Here is a 17,670-nt window from a genome sequence, read left to right as displayed (position 1 = left end):
CAGAATAGGGCTTGGATCGTTCAATAGATAGTCATACGGTTTTCGGTGAATCGACCGGCGGAGTGCCTTGGTGGAACAGCGCGCTCAACTGGGCACGCAGTTCGGGAGAGTCGGTGTGTTTGTGAACGGACACGGCATGCTGGACGGCGGCATCCAGGAGTTCCTCGTCGGAGTCTGCAGACAGCGCGACGGTGCAGTTCATCTCGCTAGGAAACTCGCGGCAGTCGATGTATTTGCGGGTCATGGCGTTATCCCCCAATTCCGAAGTAGGGAGTTAAGTGACAAAGAAGGGCCGGGCGGCGCCACTCGCCTCCCAACGAATATGCGCCTGCAAAAATTATAGGTCGCTAACAAGGGGCTTGCGGACTCATTGAGCGCTGCTCCGTGGCTGCAAAGCATCGCGGTCACGGTGGGAATTTTTATTTCGCTAATGAGTTAAAAGAGTGAGGCAGAAGAGCGCGCGGACGCCCGTTCGGCTTTGGAGGCGGGCTGGCTTGGTTCCTGCTGATATCACGGCGATACTGAATCCGTTCCGGGCCACGAGATTCAGTCGACGGATCGGCAATCGGCTTCACTGCGGAAACTTTCTTGAACCGCGGGTTATCAGAAACACGAGCAGACGCACGAGGGTAGCCGGTGGCGCCTGGTTTTGCGCGATGGAACTGTAAGTAATGGGGGCTAAGCTGGTCGCGCAATGACGGTGGAGTCACTCCTCCTCTGCATTTGATCGCAGGTCGTCTTGGGCCTAATCGTCCTTCATCGGTAATCTTCGCGGTTGTCGATGCAGACACTTCACCTTTTACATGAAAGGAGATGAGCTTAATGATGCAGCATTCCCGAAGTTTGTTGTACCGCCGGTTGGCGACGGTCGCCATCGCGATCGCCGCTGCAACGTCTGTGCTACCGGCACAAGCGCAGCACCGTGACGATCGCGGCGGCCACGGTGGGTACCATGGTGGTGACCGTGGCGGTTATCGAGGCGGCGGGGGCGGCGGCGGCGGTGGTGGCCTGCTCGTCGGCGCGCTACTGGGCGTTGTCGCGGGTGCGGCTATTGCGGGGGCCGCCACGCAGGCGCCTCCTCCTGTGGTGTATTCAGCACCTCCGCCTCCGCCACCGCCGGGCGTCGCTTATTACCCGAATAGTTATCCTCCCGGTTACTGAAATTGCTTGGTGAGCTTGCTACCCCGAGCGCGCCAAACTCGCTGAAAGCACATTGAGCTCATCGGTACATTGGCCGGCAACAAGACCACAATGCGTCCTGATAAAAACGTCGCGAATCCAACAACTCAATTCAAGCCTCCCAACATGAAACCATCCATTCGTATTGCTGTTGCACCTGCTTTGCTGGCGCTTGCCTTCACGACTTCCGCGTGGGCGCAGTCCACGGCGGCAAGCGATGCAACCGCTGCGCCTTCTTCGGCCGCGTCGGCGCCCGTTAGCCATGCACAGAAGCACGCAGATTTTGTGGAGAAACGAATCGACGACCTGCACGCGCAGATGAAGATCACGAGCCAGCAAGCGCCACAGTGGGACGCTTTTGCGCAAACGATGCGCGACAATGCGGCCAAGACCGATCAGGCCTTCCGCGATCGCGCACACAAGCTGCCTTCGGAGAACGCAGACGACGCCATGAAGTCCTACGCCGAGTTGGCCCAATTGCACGCGGACAATATGCAGAAGCTGGCAGCGTCGTTTAGCGCCCTTTACGCCACGCTGTCCGACGATCAGAAGAAGATTGCTGACCCGCTGTTTAGAAATGACCACGCGAAGAGGCATGCAGCATCGCGTAAGCATAAGCCTGCGGCGGCGGCTCCGGCACCGGCCTCGAACTAAGCTTCGTTTGTTCTATTGCGCGAGCCCTTAGCCGGCACGGCGGGGCTCGATTTCCCCGGATAAAGGATTCGGCTGGAAACCTTTTCTCTTGGGGATTTTTTTGCAGCTTCAATCGCATGAAGGGCACTGATAAGCATGAGCTCCATACCGGCGACCGCTCCCATCAGCTTGTAGACCGGGAGGCGCGGTCAGCTAGACTACGGTTTTCCCGGGAGCGAAAATATGGTCGCAGCGCTGATAGTAGTCGATGTGCAAGAGGGTCTGTTCCGGCCATCTCCTTCACCGGCAATGTCCGTGGATGTTTTTGCACGCATCAACGAACTGACTTCACGGGCGCGGGCTGCCGGCGTTCCGGTGATTTTTATCCAGCATGAAACGGCGACGGGTGACCTTGAGTATGGCTCGCCCGGCTGGGCGCTTGCTGAAGAGCTGCACGTGCACGCGTCTGACGAGATAGTTCGTAAAACAACGCCGGACTCATTTTTGAGGACAAATCTTGGATCGATACTTGAGAGCAGTGGCGTATCCGACGTCGTCATATGCGGCTACGCCACGGAGTTCTGTGTCGATACAACGGTGCGCCGCGCTGCCGCTCTCGGATACCGCGTAACGCTCGTCGCTGACGCTCACACTACGCACGACAAGGTCCATGCCACTGCTGCCAGAATCGTCGAGCATCACAATGCGACCTTGCCGGATATCAGCAGTTTCGGCCCGACCATCAAGGCAGTGACAACCGCAAACATTCGCTTCGATGCCGGTGAGGCATATGTGTGATTGCTTGGTCTCTCACGATCCGCAGACGAGCGTAGGGTCGCCCAGTCCGCCACGTCGTTAGTGATGCCGTCTTGCGCATCGGTCACGACAAGCTGAAGGGTCTGGTAGCCGTTCAGGCCCACGCGGACGGTCTTCGTCGGCGACGATCCCGTAATAACACCGCTGTCATAGAGCATGACGTTGTCCGCCCAGACCTGAAAGTCCACGGTACCTGCTCCCTTTGCCTCGGCGTCCAGGCCGATATCGCTCTGGAACGTGCTGCAGTGGTCACCGAGGCGATAGACCATCTGCGCAAGTGCGTTCACCGTGAGGCCATCGCGGTACGACGTTCCATTGACGATGACGGCAGCCGCGCAATCGCGCCGACCGGCAGCGCGTCATTGCTCGGCCAGACTTTGACGACTGCACCGGACTGTGTGCTGACCAGATCCAGTTCGAAAGTGCGAGCGGGGCGTTGAGCGCGAGGGCATCGGTTCCGGTCAGTTTCCGCAGGTAGGCGACGCCGTGGCGGCGCTCCTATACGTTGCAGAGTTGCCGCCGGATAAGTTGCTCAGGGTCGAACAAGTGCTTACGCTGATTCTCATTTCCCTATCCACTTGGAGACGCGGCGTTCGAAGTGGGCGCTTTCCGCCCGGTGTGGCTTTTCCCGCCCATCTCTTTTCTGGCGCGTCGATGCTATCCGCGCATTGCCACAAAGGCGTTGAAGCAAACCCCCGTGTAAGTCACCGCCCGCGCGCCCGCCTGTTTATTGAGATGGACGCGCGGAAAAGTGCTGTAGCGTAGCGGTTGTTGCAAAAATAAAACCATCGATTACTTCCGGCAAACAGCCATTTATTCGATGGCGCTCAACGACAAAGGTAGGAGACCAGCTGGTGACTCTGCTGTATTACAAGGTGCATAAGCTGTTGCCGTACGTGAGCAAAGAAGACGGTGCGCGCATCGTGCGCGAGGTGTCGCTGTCGTTGGATCGTGCGCCACCTGTGCGCGAGAATCTCAAGACGCCGTCTGCACCCGCCCCGGAAAGGCTAAAGCCACAGCCAGGCGATGGATTAATAAAAATGATGGAGTTGCATTCGCGCTTCAAAACTTGGATGGAGACACCGGATCCGCCGAAAACGCCGAAGCCGACGAAACCGGTAGAACAGGAAAAAACGGTTCCACCGTTCGACATTCAAGAGATTCCGGGCGCAATGCGTAAGCTGCACTTACCGGTCTCAGCCGCCCTTATGGAACGATGGTTCGCGGGAAGGCTTAACTATTCTCCGACAGATGACGATGAAGCTGCGACTATTAATCAGGATGGCAAGCCTTACCCGCCTGATATGTACGATACCACCACGGTAAAAATCGATTGGGTGCTGAAGTTTACGCGTACGAAGGAAAGCTTCGACAATCTGATAAACGAGCGCATTCGATCAGAGAGAGCACACAAGATGCTCATCGAAAGGCTTAGCCCCTATAAGGAAACGCTCGGCGATCTCTTTCCGGAAGAACTTTGCAAGAAAGACCCCGTAATGCTGCACCGTCATTTCCATTTTCAATTTGTCGGCGTAGACGGTACATTCGCGCAAAAAATCAACCTTTTACTAACCACGCAGTGGGAGCGCAGCGGCGCGCCTGACGATCTCACGGGCGCAATTGGTTCGTTTAATTTCTACGCCGCCATTGGCCACGCCCGCATCGGGTGGGATAGAGCTTCACGGCAAAAGATCGCGACGGTGACGGGTGTCTGGGTTTATGTGAAAGACAACTACACATTCACCGACAAGCAAGGCGACCGGTCCCAGTATCTAGGCCACTGGAGTAGCAACGGCGTTATTGTTATCCCGCTCGATGCTGTTGCCGCAACCTCGCCTTATATACCTTACGTAGAATACCCCGTCACCCTTGGCAATCCACTTGTAAAGGGTGACGTCTATTACCCCGTTTACAACAGTGACTTTCGAAAGTGGGCGCTCAAACACCAGCGGGGCGGCGACTTCGTGACTTACTCGGATCGCCGCTATGTTCCGGTTGTGCCGCCTATCACGATACCCCTATGAAGCCAATACTCAAGCGCGTCGTGCTCTGCGCGGCGGTCGTCGGCGTGCTTTATTTCAGTCTTTTCGACACCACTCAGCATGGCACTGAATGCCACAAATTAACTTCGCCAAACGGTATTTACATAGCCGAGCGGTGCTTGTTGCAATGGGTTCCCGGCGGGGATTCAAAATATGTTGGACGGGTACTTGACGCGAAGAGCGGAAAGAAGCTTGCGCAGCATACATTCAGCACACCAGAACCCACAATTTTATGGTTTGTTGATGGCACCATGTCATTTTCCACTGGAGGCGATGACGACGCTTTTATTACGCTCCCGGCTTCCACGTGGGACAAGCTCCTAGCAGCCCGGCCACACTTGTAAGCCGCCCCCGCTGCACCGCCTTTGTTCTCATGACGGCGTGGTGGGGTTTATGCGGCTTTGCTAGCGTCATCGTCGTCCGCGGATTGTTTCTCGAACCGCTGTTCCCACGCTTCAGCGCTGCGCGGGCAATCAAAACCTTGCGCGGCCCGGCACCTAGTTCCACCGGGCCTTCGCCGCTCGCTTGCGGCGCGTAATAGTGCGTGCGGCCCATGTGATAGAGCGTGCAAAATTCGTTGATCGTGTAAGCAACTTTTTCCCGGCATTGCGTCTGTCATGGTGGGGTCCTTGCTCGTTAGTACCCGCTCGCGTGCGTTGGTGGCGCCCGGCGTTCGATGTAGCGCGCTAGAGCGGTCGACGGTTGGCGCGCGCGACGGGTAATGTGCCGATTCCCGAAGGGCAAATACGAGCACTAGCGGCCAAGCGCGGTCATTCTGAGACGGACAAAAAAAAAGCCCTTCGCGCGAAGGGCTGTATGTGCGTAAAAACGCTCTAAATTGTGAGTTGCGCGGGCTTCGGATGATGGTCAGCTTGCGCAGGTTGTCCGGGATGCAAGCAAAGCAACTCGACCGCCGCCGCGCGAACGTCTGGGCTTAGGTGCGCGTAGCGTAGCGACCAAACCCGCGGAAAACAGAACCGTCCAACTCCCAACCCGAGTGCGAACGAACTCCCTCAAGTCAGCTCACGCCCACCGGTTTCCTCCAGCATCGAAACGGCGATCAACGAAATAATCACGCACACGATCATGTACCACGCGGGGGCCATCGTATTGCCCGTAACCTTGATAAGCCACGCCACAACCAGTTGCGCCGAACCCCCAAACACTGACACCGCCACCGCATACGCACTCGCGAGATAACCCGCGCGCACATGCTTCGGAAAGTTCTCCGGCATGAGGGCATAAGCCGGCGCCGAACCCATTGTGTAGAACAACATCAGCAGCACGATCAATCCCACCATGACCGGCAACGAAGGAAACTGGTTCATCAACCAGAACGCCGGATAAAGCAGTACGATCAGCGCAATGCGTCCCACCAGGATCAGCGGCTTGCGACGTTGCATCTTGTCGGATAGCGCGCCCCAGATCGGGCAAAGCGTCAACGATACGATCGCCGCGCAGATCGACACCAGCATGGAAAGCTTGGCTGGCATCTTCAGGTACTGGATTGAATAAGTCGGGATGTAGTACATGAGGACGTAGGTTGCCACTGTCATGCCCATGATGGCGAACACGGTCAGGAACCACTTGCGCACAAGGCCCGGCTCCGCACTCGACCTGACTGTCTTGGCCTGCTTCGGCGGTTCTTCCACAATGTGCCGACGCAAATACACGCCAACCGGCATGATCAGCGTGCCTATCAGGAACGGCACGCGCCATCCCCAGTCGAGTAGTTGCTCGCCGCTTAGCCGATAAGTCAGCAGTGCCGCAATACCCGAGCCCATCAGTGCAGCGGCGCCTTGACTCGCGAGCTGCCAGCTAGCCCGAAAGCCGCGGCCCTTAGCGGAGCCCGTCTCGAGCAACGTTGCGGTGGCGGCGCCGAATTCACCGCCCTGCGCGAAGCCCTGCAGCAGTCGAGCAAAGATGATCAACGCCGGAGCGGCGAGGCCAATGCTTGCGTAAGTCGGCGCCAGGCCGATCATGGCTGCGCCTATCGCCATCAGGAAGATGGTCAGGGTCAGTGCAGCACGCCGGCCGCGTTTGTCCGCGTAGTGACCCAGCACGAAGCCGCCGACCGGACGCGCGACAAAGCCAATCGCAAACGCGGACAGCGCGAGCAGCGTGGAGACAACCGGGTCATGCGCCGGGAAGAACAGCTTGGCTATCGTAAGCGCGAAAAAGCTATAGACGGTGAAATCGTAAAACTCGAGCAGATTGCCGATGATCGCGGCAATCACGATCTTGCTTTGCGAAACCGCTTTAGCAGGCTGGGCTGTAATGACTGACATGAAAGTCCCGTGAGTGCTTGGGTCTTGCGCACGACTAAGCGCGATGCCGAGGCATCGCACAGTGCGCCGCTTTAATTGCTAACGATGTTTCTACCGATTCATCCGCGAGAAGCCTACTGCGCGAGAAAACGCTCGACCAGACGAGTCCAGTAGGCCGCGCCGACGGTGAGGTTGTCATCGTTGAAATCGTAGGACGCGTTATGCAGCATCGGCGCGCTTTCACCATTGCCCAAGCGCAGGAAACATCCCGGCTTTTTCTGCAGGTAATAAGCAAAATCTTCGCTGCCTGCGATTGGGCCAAAGTTATCGACAACCCGGTCATCGCCAACCAGTTCGCGCGCCACTTGCAATGCCAGTTCCGTCTCGGCCTGACTGTTGATCACGACCGGATAACCCGGCACGTACTCAATCTCCACGCGTGCGCCATACGCGCTCGCCTGAGCATCCGTCAGCGCGCGGATACGTGCTTCGAGCAGCTTGCGCACAGCGGGGTCGAACGAACGAACGCTGATCTGCAAACGTGCGGACTCAGGAATCACGTTAGCGGCATGGCCCGCGTTGAACGCGCCAACCGTGACCACGGCGGTTTGCATGGGGTCAATACTGCGTGCGACCACCGTCTGCAACGCGGTCACCAGACCCGCACCGATCACCACCGGGTCCACGGCAAGATGCGGGCGCGCTGCGTGGCCGCCACGGCCGTGAATGGTGATGTTGACCGTATCCGACGCGGCCATGAAGGGGCCGCTGCGGAACATGAACGTGCCTGCCGGATAGCCGGGATGATTGTGCAAGCCGAAGATTGCCTCGCAGGGGAAGCGCTCGAACAAGCCGTCGGCAATCATTCGCATGGCGCCGCTGTCTGCGCCAATCTCTTCGGCGGGCTGGAACACGAGATGAACCGTGCCGTTGAATGCGCGAGTGCGCGCGAGGTGACGCGCGGCGCCCAGGACCATGGTGGTGTGGCCGTCGTGACCGCAAGCGTGCATCAGGCCCGCGTTGCGGCTGGCGTACGGCAAGCCGGTTTCCTCGGCAATCGGCAACGCATCCATGTCGGCGCGTACGGCCACCGCACGGGTGCCCGTACCCGTCGTGAGTGAAGCGACCATACCAGTGCCACCCAGGCCACGCGTCACCTTGTAACCCCAGCTTTCCAGGCTTTGCGCAACGAGGTCGGAGGTTTGAAACTCCTTATACGCAAGCTCCGGATTCTGATGCAGGCGATGACGGATATCGCTTAGTTCATCGCGCAGATCCGTGGTGTCGTCTAGTGAGCAAAAGCCCTTGGTATTTTCCATGGTCGTGGGTGTCTCTCTGTAAGAAATCCAATGGGGGAGTATTCTGCCGCAAAATCCGCTAATCAATGACGTTCGCTGACCGATAATGTTGACCTCTATGTCAACAGACAAAGCTATGGCTAAAGACAATACGCCTGCCCGCGAGAATTTGCTTAGCGCCCGGAGCCTGCGTTATTTACATGAAATCGACGTGCACGGCGGAGTGCGCGCCGCAGCCGACGCGCTAGCCATCAACGGTTCGGTGATCAGCCGGCAAGTGGCGCAACTCGAACGCGACCACGGGGTTGTACTGCTGGAGCGGCGCGGCAGGCGCGCGGTGTTGACCGAGATCGGGCTAAGCCTCGTCGAACATTTCCGCGAGAGCTGCCGCCGCGATGCGGACATGCTGGCACAACTGGAAGAGTTCAGGAGCCTGCGGCGCGGACGGCTGGGCATTGGCGTGGGCGAGGGGTTTGTCGAGAATCTGCTGGCCACCGTGCTGGAGCGCTTCAGCTTGCAGTTTCCTGACATTGTGGTGGAACTGCGCAGCGGCGCGACGTCGGAAATCATCGCGATGGTCCGCAACGACGACGTCGATCTTGGCTTATGCGCGGGCGGCGGCAGCGACCCCGCCATACGTTCCCGCACCTTCCGGGCGGCGCAATTCTGTGCGCTCGTCAGTCCGCGCCATGCTTTGGCGGGCGAGCGTCGAATCCGCTTTGAACAGTTGCGCGATCAGCGGCTTATCTTCATGCCCGAGCGCTTTGGCGCCCAGCAATATCTTGATGCCATCATTCGCGCAGAGCGGCTGAACCTGACGCCGTCGTACCGCTGCGATCTTTTTTCGGCTGCCCAGGCCATTGCAGCAGCGGGACTGGGCGTGGCGTTCATGTCGACCGATGCGGCGCGGCAATACCTTGACGCGGGGCGTCTGGTTGCGCTGGAACTGGAGCATCCGATCGCACGTGAATTCAGCAGCCAGGCAATACGGCGTGTAGGCCGGCGCCTTTCTCCGGCTGCTGAATTCCTGTGGCGGCAACTTGTAGAAGCGATGCAGCGGCGATGGGCCGTTACGTCGCCGAAGCAGAGCGAGTGATGGTGTTGTGCAATCGCTAAGCGGCGCGGATCAAGCGGCCAGGATGACTGCGTTGCAGTACAAGAATGCGCGAGAGCAGCTCATCGCGGTCCATGTAACACCCTCGCAGGAAACGCTTCCCGCTCGCCTGATCGAAAGCTTTGCGGGCATGCATGGTCCTGCGATTATCGAAGCACCACATTTGGCCTGCTTCCAACCGGCGGCTCACTATGAATCGCGAATCCCGGGTAAGCGCGGAAAAGTGCCGATACGCGCGATAGAAAGCGCCCATCTCGGAGGCCGGCAAGTTGAAGGGCGCACGAAGCCAGTTCGCCAGCCGGATTTCACTCACCTCGCCGCGCGAGTCCAGGCCAATAATAGGTGCATAGCTGCGATAGTCGCTCTGCGCCGCTTTGTTCCAGAACTCTACCGGGTGCTCGCACAGCAGGCGGAAGTCTTCGGGTGACTCTGCTTGTAAAGTCGCTGCGATCGCGAATCCATCCACGAAGGTACTTTCTCCGCCGGTGGCGTCGTTGATCAGGCAATGAAGAAACTGCAAGCCGGGCTGAAGCTCCCGGGTTGGCAGGTCGGTGTGTGCCGGCAATTCCAGGGCTGTGTAGGCATTGCTATCGGCGGCTTCCGCTTTCGTCCTGACTTCGAAGGTAATGCCGAAATTGCTCTCGCGAATAAACGATATGCGCCTAGCCACGGTTTCCACCCCTTCGTCGGTTGACGGCATGCCGGTGAGCATGGTCAATCCAACATCGCGCGCCGCAAGCAGCCAGTCGAGCAGGACAGAGTCGGATGACATCACGTCCGAGTAATCGAACATAGGGATAAGCAGGTTGTTTTCCCAGGGACGGACGCTGCGCAGCCGGTCTGCCCGTTCGCTTCGGGACATAGGGTCGTAGGCGTGGGAACGCAACCAGCCGGCTTCATACACGCTGCGATGGCCGTCGCTCCAGTGCACATTCAGTGCACCCGTGGCATTCAGGGAAACGCTCTCGGCGGCAAGGTCATCCGGTGCATCCACCACCTCGAACATTTGTTCGCGGGTACCCGGATGGACGCACTTGGAGCACGGGCAATTGTCGCGCAGCCATAAGAAATGGTAGTGGCTGATCCGGTCATCGTCCCATGTTGTTTCCAGGCTGTCGCTCACGAGTTTGACGGTCCGAAGGCGATGGTTAGATTCGAACGTTCTCCAGTCTGCGGAGAAAGTTTCGTTGGCCGGGCTTGCAATTGCGTTCATATTCATCTCCGTGTTGTGCTGTGTGTTTGTTGCGGTCGGGTTGTTATTACGTTAGTGGATGGATTCCCGCTCAATTTATTAGATATGTAATCCTAATTTATAAGGATTTATGATTTCGCATCACGTTACGGTGACTCGCCTCCAGGCGCTGGCCGGAGGGGCTGCCGCCAGCGCCCGAACGGAACTGAATCCTACCCAGCGTCCGGCTAACTTTACGGTTCCTGTTTAAAAATAAACAATAAATATGCGACCTCGATTGCTAATTTTGCGACAATCGATTGAGAATGCGAAAAGCGTTCGAGCGCTTTCGCTGTTTTACGGCGCCGTCAGTTTTGGTTGGAGTGTTCACCCATGAGCGAACTCATTGTTTTTTTGCTGATGCCCGGTTTTTCGCTGCTCGACTTTGCGGCCATAGCCGAACCTTTGCGATCCGCTAACCGGCTCGGCGGCGACTTGTATCGCTGGAAAGTCTTAAGCGCGGACGGACATCCGGTGGAGGCAAGCAACGGCATGTCGATGGCAGTGGACGGGCCGCTACAAGCGATCGAGGCGGCCTCGATCCTGTTCGTCGTCGCGGCCTATGATCCGCTGGCACACCTCGACCGGACGCTCAAGCATTGGCTGAAACGACAGGCAAACGCGGGAGTCATTCTTGGCGGCGTGGACACTGGCGCTTTCGTGTTAGCGGAAGCGGGGTTGCTGCAGAGATTTCGCGTAACCGTTCACTGGGAGACGATCGCGGCGTTCGTAGAACGCTATCCGGCGTTACGCACCAGTCATGAAATTTTCGAGATCGACGGCCAGCGGATCACCTCAGCCGGCGGAACGGCCTCACTGGACCTGATGCTCGAATTGATCGCGCGACGTCACGGGCGGGATCTTGCGATCCGGGTAGCCGACCAGTTCGTGCTGGGCCAGATTCGTCCGCAGAAGAACTTGCAGCGCGCGGCGCCCGTTGAGCGTTATGGCGTGAACAACACCAAGCTGCTCTCGGCTATTGCGCAGATGGAGCAGCACATTGAAACACCCTTGGCTATTGATTCGCTGGCCAGGAATGTCAACATCACCCGCCGGCAACTCGAGCGGCTGTTTCAGGCAAGCATGGGCGAATCGCCTGCCGGGTTCTATTTGAACCTGCGGCTGGAAAGAGGGCGTCAACTGCTGCAACAAACGGACCTTTCCATTATGGAAGTCAGCCTGGCGAGCGGGTTCGAATCACCTTCTTATTTTGCGCGCTGCTATAAGAAACGCTTTGAACGGTCACCGCGCGAAGACCGGCAGGCAACTGCGGGAACCATGGGTCCTGACCGCTCATAAACCACGCGCCGCCTCTTATCGGGGAACCATGCAGCGCTAAACCTCCTGCGCCACGTCGCGAAGGAACACGGGAAGATCGGTTGCGGATGGCGTGACTCCTGCCTGATACATCATGTCGCCAACAAACCCGCGGTGATAAGTACCATGATTCACCACATGCAGGATCATTTCGTTGCAGGTCATGACACCCTCGCCACCGCCAATGAACTTGAAGTGAATTGACCGGTCGAGATCGTCGGCCGATAGACTCTCGGCGAAATCGACATACCACTGGTCCAACGTCCGGACGGCTTGCCACAGTTCTTCCAGAGACGGATGACTCGGCGTATTGCGTGCCGAGTAACCATGGTCGCGTCCCTGAAGATGAGCCTGGAACACGGCGTCTATGACGTAGATGTGGTTCAGCGTGTGGACCATGTTTCCAAAGCGTGTCTGCCGTGGCCGGACAACCTCTTCGTACGGCATGTTCCTCAGCATGGAAAAGACGAGATCGTTGGCCCAGGCTTTATAGCGGGTCAACATTCGGACGGTCTTGTTAGCGGCAGTCATGGCTTCCTTCCATGGCAAGAATCAGATGGGGCAATCCATCAAGCGCAATAGCGTGCTTTAGCTTACCCGCCGAGAAATTGGTGCGACAGATACAGTGATTGTATGAACCGCCGGATCAGTTGACGCCCCAAGCGCTGCGGAGCAGAACCAGACTCCATGTCAGAGCGGCAAGACATCATGAAACTTGCCGTAGTCGAGGTGCGTCTCGCCGTCCCGCTCGTACATCAGGTCGACGTACTTATGCTGCCAAAGAATACATTCAGGCGGCCATGAATAACGTGCCTGCATGGGCTGGGACGTGGTTTCGTCCAGGCCTTCCACCATCAGCATCAACTCGGAGTTGGTCGCTTTGAGTGATTCGAGCGTCTGGCCATAGAGCGGGCTTTCTTCATCTATGACATGCATCATGCTCCAGCCGAGGAGGAAGATCGGGTGCTGTTCGCGGATCAGCGGAAGATCAAACACCTTGCGAAAATAGAAGCCTTCGGGAGTGGTCTCCGAGCGCATCAAGCGCATGCGTGCCCTCGCTTCCACAATCACGTTCTGGCGCGCGTTGGCGGCGCGGACCATGAGCGTCATGCGGCCGTCGATAGGACGAACCACCGCGCGCTTGGCAAACAGGATACGCGCATGGGGTCGCGAAAACCGCGCGAAGATCATGCCGGTCGTCAACGCAATGCCTGACATGCCGACGAATATTTCCAACGTGGCAACGCTGTGGCCGTAGATGGTATCCGGATGCATGTCGCCGTAGCCAACCGTTGCAAGCGTCTCCACGCTAAAGAAGAATGCGCCTAGCAGACCAGCGGGAGCCTGGTTTGCAATCGCGTGATGCCCCAGCAGGTACAGCAACGCGAACCCGAAGTTGAGCAGCAGGAATAGCAGAGCGACGACCGCGAAGAACAGCGGCCACCCGGCCGTTAGTGCGATGTGGTAAATGTCCTGCCAGAAGTAGGTCTTGAGTCCATGCGTGATGACATGACGGTTTTCATCCAGCGCCAGCCGGCGATGCGGTGCCCCAGGCTCATATGCCTCGTCTGATGGCGATTGAGTAGTATTCGATGACATCGTTGATATGACTCTCAAAGGGGCAGGCGGGACATCTCGAGCGGTGCGCGTGCGGATGCTCAACGGCTATTGGTCTTATGCAAGTTTCGTGAAACCGTCGGCGCTCCAGCGTTCGCTCCCCACGCCGTGATGAACGAAGAACAAGCCTTCGGGATCATACTGATTTTTCACGGCAAGCAGCCTGCTGTAATTCGATCCCCAGAAAGCCCGTTGCCAATCCGCGTTGAAGAAATTGCTTTCAGAGACGTAAGAGCCCGGGTTCGGAACCAGCTTGCGCACCTCGTCCATCGCGCGCCCGATAGCGCGCGCAGCCCGCCGCGCTGCTTCAATATCCGGCTCGTGGCTCTGAATGCCCGGATAGGCTGGCGGTCCTTCCGCCCCGGCAATGAGCAGCGCGAAGGCGTCCAGCGCGACCGGGTTAGTGGCGCAGTCACTTGCTGCCGCGATGGCTTCGGCGGGCGCACCCGCCAAACCCTTGTTGACGTGCAGCGACACGCTCCACTGCCGGCTCGCGGCAAATAGCGTATCAGCCAGCGCTTGACGCTGGTCATCTTGCAGCAAGGCCGCAGGAAGCCACGCGGACTCGTAGCCGTGCAACACTTGTCCTGCCTCTCCCCGATTACCCGACCAGAAGATATTGTCGCTGGATGCGCCCGGCCGGTCGTCGGTGCTGATGAAGCCGAGGAGCTTCTTGAACATCGTCGGAGCCCAGAAACTGCGAGCCGGCAGGGCAACGATCTTCAGCGGCGAGAACTCCACCTTGAAATCGTCCGGGGAGGAGGCGAGCTTATCTATGAACGGCTGCCAGACCGCTTGTGCTTCGCTGCGGCTGAGGCCCTGGAACACCATCGAGATATTGAGGACGTTGTTGGGACGAAACCTGATCTGCTCGCCCCAGTGCGGGTTCATCAGGTCCTGATGATAGAAGTCGATGACTACGCCAATCAGCCGACGAAATGCAGGTGCTGAAGTCGCCTTGATCGTCATGTTCACCGCGCCGAAGGACTCGGGTAATTCGTGGACCCGAAGCGTCAGCCGTGTGACCACGCCCAGGCTGCCACCACCGCCGCCTTTCAGCCCCCAGAACAAGTCGGGATTCGTGCAGGCATTGGCGATTCGGACGGCACCGTCGGCCGTTACGACTTCGGCTTCGAGCAGGCTTCCCGCCGCCAGTCCGTAGGCTTTGGAAAAGCTTCCGAACCCGCCGCTCTGGATCAGGCCGGCCACGCCAACCGTCATGCAGCCGCCACCTTGGACGTAACCGCCGGCCTGCGTGGTGACCGCATCATAGACGTGTGCCCAGAGCGCGCCGGCTCCGACCGTGACAGCCCGCACCGGCGAGGCGTGCCCCTCGCATCCCGTAGCGACGAACGCGTCTTGCAGGGTGATGTCGTTCATTTTTCGCGTCCAGATCAGCAGGGAGTCCGGCGCATTGGACGTGCCTTGATAACTGTGGCCACCACCCTTCACGACAAGCCGCATATTATTTCGGCATGCGAAGTTAACGGCGGCGACTACGTCATTCGTATTGCGCGCGGCCACCGCATAGACACTGGGTGTAGATGTCCACGCGTCGACCCAACCAAGGGATTGCGTCAGGCCGACTTCATCGCCAAGAAAATAGGGGTTTTTGAGTTCCTTGAACAAATGCTGGCAGTCGGCGCTATCGGGCGAGTTAAGGCAAGTCGCGAAGGGCGATTGCACTTTGACCAGTGCATCGCCGACTTGCTGGCCGAGTTCTTTCCACTTTGCGTCGGATGGCCAGCCCGGTTCGCCCGGACGCACTCGGGCAGGCGTACTGGGCGCCACCGCTGCCCGCGCGGGTGTGAGGGTCGTTTTCCAGAAGCCGGACAAAAACGGAAGCCCGGCTGCGAATTGCAAAAGACGTCGTCTGTTCCGCGAGAGCGTTCGGGTCGAAGGTTTCATCGGTTGGCGTGAAAACTTTATTTGGTCGCACCCGTGAAGTTAACCCCGTTGGCTACCGTTGTGCACCCTCTACACCACGAAAATCGTTTTCCGCATCGATCATGCGGCGCTTGAGCAACGGTACGTTATTCACCACGCGCAAACCGGTGCGCATCGCGCCGAGGGCCACGCGGCCAACTAACGGGCGATGTATCGCACCACCGGCGTCAAACTGCTTGCGCGATTCCGCCACTGCATGGAAGCCGTATTCGCGCATCTGCGCCTCGTAGCCGGCGACCGCGTCGTGGCCCGACATCTCGCCGCGTTGAGCCGCGTTCAAGCGTGCAGTCAGCAGCGCCGCGTCCCGCAACGCGGTGTTGGCGCCGACGCCGCGGCCCGGCGTCATCAGGTGCACTGCGTCGCCCAGGACGGTCACATTGGTGGTCGGCCACGCGTCAACGGGCACCGACGTGCGGACATCGACGGCAAAGGCGGTACTCGGATCGGATGCGCGAATCAGCGCTCGCAGATTCGGATGCCAGCCGTCGGTGATCTCGGTCGCCAGCGCGAGCAGCGCAGGCTGACCGAGCGATTTCGGATTGGCCGGCAAGTTACGCAGCGCGCCCCATACGCCCCACATCAGATAGTCGCGGGTGTTGTCGAACAGCAGTCCTGGCCAGCGCGCGAGCAACTCGGCATCGCTGCCGCCCATGTCCTCCTTGGGACCGTCCGCGCCCCACGGGAACTCCATGACATGCACGATGGCGCCGAAGCCTTTCGGCGCGTTGATCAGCGTGATGCCGTCCAGCGCCTTGGGCGGCAGCAGCGCGCGCGATGCTTCGCTCATCGGCACCTTGGCCGCGATGCTGACAATACCGGTGTTCTCGATCCGCGCTTCGGGCAGCAGTTGCCGGCGCACTTTAGAGCGCGCGCCATCCGCACCGACCAGCAGGTCAGCCGTGGCGCGCGTGCCGTCGTCGAAGAACGCGGTCACGCTACCGTTGGCGTTCTGCTCGTACCGGGTAAACGTTTTGTTGAAATGGATGTGCTGTTCCAATCCGGTCAACAGCACTTGCCGAAGCGTCATCCGGCTCACGGATTTGCCCCCGCCCATGGACTCCTCGTCGAGCGTGACCGATAACAACTCGGTCAACCGTTCCGTCAGGATGTTGAAGTGGCCGGGCGTGCGGGCGCAGGTTGCAAGGAAGGTCGCGAACAGATCAGGCGGCAAGCAGGCGGCAAGGGATGCAACGCCATGCGCATTGATGCCCACGCGATAACCCTGCAAGCCATCCGTCCGAGTACGGTCGCGTTCATAGACGGCCACGGTGATGCCTGCCTGCTTCAGACCGTGCGCGAGACACAAGCCACCCGTGCCGGCGCCAATGATGATGACGTTCATGGGTTCGCGGTTCATGTTTTCGTCTCCTTGCCCGGGGTGGGCGTGTTCAGTTTGTACGAGGTAGCGTCGGCGGGCAGCGCAAAGCGTTTCGCGATTTCATCCAGCCACTCTGGACTCCAGGTGAGGGTTCCGGCCTTCAGGTCGGCGGCCACGCTGCGCACCCAGTCGAGTTCTGCCACGAGCTTCGCGCGGATCAACTCGCTCTCGAGGAGGAATAAACGCGGCACCTGTACCGCGTTGGCGTGCTCGCTTACTGAGTCAAGGCGAGTCAGTTCGCGCTCCAGTGCGCCGATCCGTGTCACGAGTTGCCGGCACACATCCTCGGGCGTCAGCACAGGCAGGAACGAAAGCGCTGCCGGGAACGCTGGAAACTCGTGCGCGGGTTGAGCGAGCTGTTCGCGCAGCCAGAGCCGGGCGGTGTCGCGGCCGGCCTCAGTGATCTCGTAGACCGTGCGCTCGGGGAATGCACCATCGCGCTCCGTCTCGCGCACAGCGATCAAGTCGCCGCGCATCAGGCGATCGATTGTTTGATAGAGGCTGTTGCGCTGGCTGACATTGATGACTTCGTCCTTGCCGCGCGCCTTGATGAGCTGCTGCATCCGGTAAGGATGCATGGGCGCTTCGGTCAGCATGGCGAGAACGGCGAGGGCGAGCGGTGAATAACGGACCATGAGTGTCGACTAGTCTTAATGTATCTAGTCATAATATAACTAGCTTTGCAGGATTGGCAAGCGGGATTCGATTGCGTTGGCTGTGCGGGGGAGCGTGTGACGTGACATGACATGACAGGCCCCGGGCGAAAACGCCCTGGACCTGCTGGATATTCGGGTGTGGTGAAGGACCGCCGGGACCGGTGGTTTATCTTTG

General features: G+C 58.9%; 17 protein-coding genes. 7 read left to right on the top strand and 10 right to left on the bottom strand.

Features of this window, described 5'->3' with window-relative positions; genetic code table 11:
- Positions 1–31: 31 nt before the first annotated feature.
- Positions 32–244 carry a DUF1059 domain-containing protein gene (locus SBC1_RS21065; RefSeq protein ID WP_165096883.1) on the bottom strand — a complete coding sequence of 71 codons (213 nt, stop codon included), beginning with the start codon at positions 242–244 and terminating at the stop codon, positions 32–34.
- Between the two features lie 578 nt (positions 245–822).
- Here SBC1_RS21065 and SBC1_RS21060 point away from each other — a divergent pair.
- From SBC1_RS21060 to SBC1_RS21050, 3 genes are all read left to right on the top strand, one after another.
- Positions 823–1,161: a hypothetical protein gene (locus SBC1_RS21060; protein WP_241202247.1), complete on the top strand. Its 339-nt coding sequence runs from the start codon at positions 823–825 to the stop codon at positions 1,159–1,161.
- 144 nt (positions 1,162–1,305) lie between these two features.
- Entirely contained in the window at positions 1,306–1,833 is a 528-nt protein-coding gene (locus SBC1_RS21055; protein ID WP_165096888.1) for a Spy/CpxP family protein refolding chaperone, read from the top strand.
- A gap of 222 nt (positions 1,834–2,055) precedes the next feature.
- Entirely contained in the window at positions 2,056–2,610 is a 555-nt protein-coding gene (locus SBC1_RS21050; RefSeq protein WP_165096891.1) for a cysteine hydrolase family protein, read from the top strand.
- Here the strand turns inward: SBC1_RS21050 and SBC1_RS40640 are convergent.
- Entirely contained in the window at positions 2,511–2,897 is a 387-nt protein-coding gene (locus SBC1_RS40640) for an NPCBM/NEW2 domain-containing protein (protein WP_371826763.1), read from the bottom strand. The two genes, SBC1_RS21050 and SBC1_RS40640, sit on opposite strands and share 100 nt — an antisense overlap.
- Before the next feature lie 585 nt (positions 2,898–3,482).
- Between SBC1_RS40640 and SBC1_RS21040 the strand changes: the two genes are divergently transcribed.
- Together SBC1_RS21040 and SBC1_RS21035 are read left to right on the top strand one after the other, a co-directional pair.
- Complete coding sequence (locus SBC1_RS21040; RefSeq protein ID WP_241202248.1) at positions 3,483–4,652, top strand: DUF6402 family protein; 1,170 nt, start codon at positions 3,483–3,485, stop codon at positions 4,650–4,652.
- The gene (locus tag SBC1_RS21035; RefSeq protein ID WP_165096898.1) at positions 4,649–5,014 is read left to right on the top strand and encodes a hypothetical protein; all 366 of its coding nucleotides are present in this window, start codon (positions 4,649–4,651) and stop codon (positions 5,012–5,014) included. Before SBC1_RS21040 ends, SBC1_RS21035 begins: the two co-directional genes overlap by 4 nt.
- Positions 5,015–5,683: 669 nt before the next feature.
- Here SBC1_RS21035 and SBC1_RS21030 read toward each other — a convergent pair.
- Both SBC1_RS21030 and SBC1_RS21025 read right to left on the bottom strand, forming a co-directional pair.
- Positions 5,684–6,958 carry an MFS transporter gene (locus SBC1_RS21030; protein WP_165096901.1) on the bottom strand — a complete coding sequence of 425 codons (1,275 nt, stop codon included), beginning with the start codon at positions 6,956–6,958 and terminating at the stop codon, positions 5,684–5,686.
- Positions 6,959–7,071: 113 nt separating this feature from the next.
- Positions 7,072–8,256: a M20 aminoacylase family protein gene (locus SBC1_RS21025; RefSeq protein WP_165096904.1), complete on the bottom strand. Its 1,185-nt coding sequence runs from the start codon at positions 8,254–8,256 to the stop codon at positions 7,072–7,074.
- Positions 8,257–8,371: 115 nt separating this feature from the next.
- Between SBC1_RS21025 and SBC1_RS21020 the strand changes: the two genes are divergently transcribed.
- Positions 8,372–9,331, top strand: a complete 960-nt coding sequence (locus SBC1_RS21020; protein WP_165096907.1) for a LysR family transcriptional regulator — start codon at positions 8,372–8,374, stop codon at positions 9,329–9,331.
- Positions 9,332–9,347: 16 nt separating this feature from the next.
- Here the strand turns inward: SBC1_RS21020 and SBC1_RS21015 are convergent, their stop codons facing one another.
- Complete coding sequence (locus SBC1_RS21015) at positions 9,348–10,562, bottom strand: gamma-butyrobetaine dioxygenase (RefSeq protein ID WP_165096910.1); 1,215 nt, start codon at positions 10,560–10,562, stop codon at positions 9,348–9,350.
- Between the two features lie 351 nt (positions 10,563–10,913).
- Here SBC1_RS21015 and SBC1_RS21010 point away from each other — a divergent pair, with 351 nt between their 5' ends.
- Complete coding sequence (locus tag SBC1_RS21010) at positions 10,914–11,879, top strand: GlxA family transcriptional regulator (RefSeq protein ID WP_165096922.1); 966 nt, start codon at positions 10,914–10,916, stop codon at positions 11,877–11,879.
- 36 nt (positions 11,880–11,915) lie between these two features.
- Here the strand turns inward: SBC1_RS21010 and SBC1_RS21005 are convergent, their stop codons facing one another.
- From SBC1_RS21005 to SBC1_RS20985, 5 genes are all read right to left on the bottom strand, one after another.
- Complete coding sequence (locus SBC1_RS21005; RefSeq protein ID WP_165096925.1) at positions 11,916–12,428, bottom strand: DinB family protein; 513 nt, start codon at positions 12,426–12,428, stop codon at positions 11,916–11,918.
- A gap of 159 nt (positions 12,429–12,587) precedes the next feature.
- Entirely contained in the window at positions 12,588–13,496 is a 909-nt protein-coding gene (locus SBC1_RS21000) for an ion channel (RefSeq protein ID WP_165096928.1), read from the bottom strand.
- Between the two features lie 75 nt (positions 13,497–13,571).
- Positions 13,572–15,422 (bottom strand): FAD-dependent oxidoreductase, encoded by a 1,851-nt coding sequence (locus tag SBC1_RS20995; protein ID WP_165096931.1) that lies wholly within the window; start codon positions 15,420–15,422, stop codon positions 13,572–13,574.
- 52 nt (positions 15,423–15,474) lie between these two features.
- Positions 15,475–16,818: an NAD(P)/FAD-dependent oxidoreductase gene (locus tag SBC1_RS20990; protein WP_241202249.1), complete on the bottom strand. Its 1,344-nt coding sequence runs from the start codon at positions 16,816–16,818 to the stop codon at positions 15,475–15,477.
- Positions 16,815–17,474 (bottom strand): PadR family transcriptional regulator, encoded by a 660-nt coding sequence (locus SBC1_RS20985; RefSeq protein WP_165096935.1) that lies wholly within the window; start codon positions 17,472–17,474, stop codon positions 16,815–16,817. The genes SBC1_RS20990 and SBC1_RS20985 overlap by 4 nt, the downstream gene beginning before the upstream one ends.
- Between the last annotated feature and the right edge of the window lie 196 nt (positions 17,475–17,670).

Origin of the sequence: Caballeronia sp. SBC1 (genome assembly GCF_011493005.1) — a bacterium.
Classification (GTDB): Bacteria; Pseudomonadota; Gammaproteobacteria; order Burkholderiales; family Burkholderiaceae; genus Caballeronia.
The sequence above is the reverse complement of the archived record's forward strand: the minus strand, read 5'-3'. Positions and strand labels throughout refer to the sequence as shown.

Bases quoted from the DNA above. Each gene is read 5' to 3' on its own strand.
- SBC1_RS21065 (WP_165096883.1), bottom strand. From the start codon at position 244: ATGACCCGCAAATACATCGACTGCCGCGAGTTTCCTAGCGAGATGAAC.
- SBC1_RS21060 (WP_241202247.1), top strand. From the start codon at position 823: ATGATGCAGCATTCCCGAAGTTTGTTGTACCGCCGGTTGGCGACGGTC.
- SBC1_RS21055 (WP_165096888.1), top strand. From the start codon at position 1,306: ATGAAACCATCCATTCGTATTGCTGTTGCACCTGCTTTGCTGGCGCTT.
- SBC1_RS21050 (WP_165096891.1), top strand. From the start codon at position 2,056: ATGGTCGCAGCGCTGATAGTAGTCGATGTGCAAGAGGGTCTGTTCCGG.
- SBC1_RS40640 (WP_371826763.1), bottom strand. From the start codon at position 2,897: ATGGTCTATCGCCTCGGTGACCACTGCAGCACGTTCCAGAGCGATATC.
- SBC1_RS21035 (WP_165096898.1), top strand. From the start codon at position 4,649: ATGAAGCCAATACTCAAGCGCGTCGTGCTCTGCGCGGCGGTCGTCGGC.
- SBC1_RS21030 (WP_165096901.1), bottom strand. From the start codon at position 6,958: ATGTCAGTCATTACAGCCCAGCCTGCTAAAGCGGTTTCGCAAAGCAAG.
- SBC1_RS21025 (WP_165096904.1), bottom strand. From the start codon at position 8,256: ATGGAAAATACCAAGGGCTTTTGCTCACTAGACGACACCACGGATCTG.
- SBC1_RS21020 (WP_165096907.1), top strand. From the start codon at position 8,372: ATGGCTAAAGACAATACGCCTGCCCGCGAGAATTTGCTTAGCGCCCGG.
- SBC1_RS21015 (WP_165096910.1), bottom strand. From the start codon at position 10,562: ATGAACGCAATTGCAAGCCCGGCCAACGAAACTTTCTCCGCAGACTGG.
- SBC1_RS21010 (WP_165096922.1), top strand. From the start codon at position 10,914: ATGAGCGAACTCATTGTTTTTTTGCTGATGCCCGGTTTTTCGCTGCTC.
- SBC1_RS21005 (WP_165096925.1), bottom strand. From the start codon at position 12,428: ATGACTGCCGCTAACAAGACCGTCCGAATGTTGACCCGCTATAAAGCC.
- SBC1_RS21000 (WP_165096928.1), bottom strand. From the start codon at position 13,496: ATGTCATCGAATACTACTCAATCGCCATCAGACGAGGCATATGAGCCT.
- SBC1_RS20995 (WP_165096931.1), bottom strand. From the start codon at position 15,422: ATGAAACCTTCGACCCGAACGCTCTCGCGGAACAGACGACGTCTTTTG.
- SBC1_RS20990 (WP_241202249.1), bottom strand. From the start codon at position 16,818: ATGAACCGCGAACCCATGAACGTCATCATCATTGGCGCCGGCACGGGT.
- SBC1_RS20985 (WP_165096935.1), bottom strand. From the start codon at position 17,474: ATGGTCCGTTATTCACCGCTCGCCCTCGCCGTTCTCGCCATGCTGACC.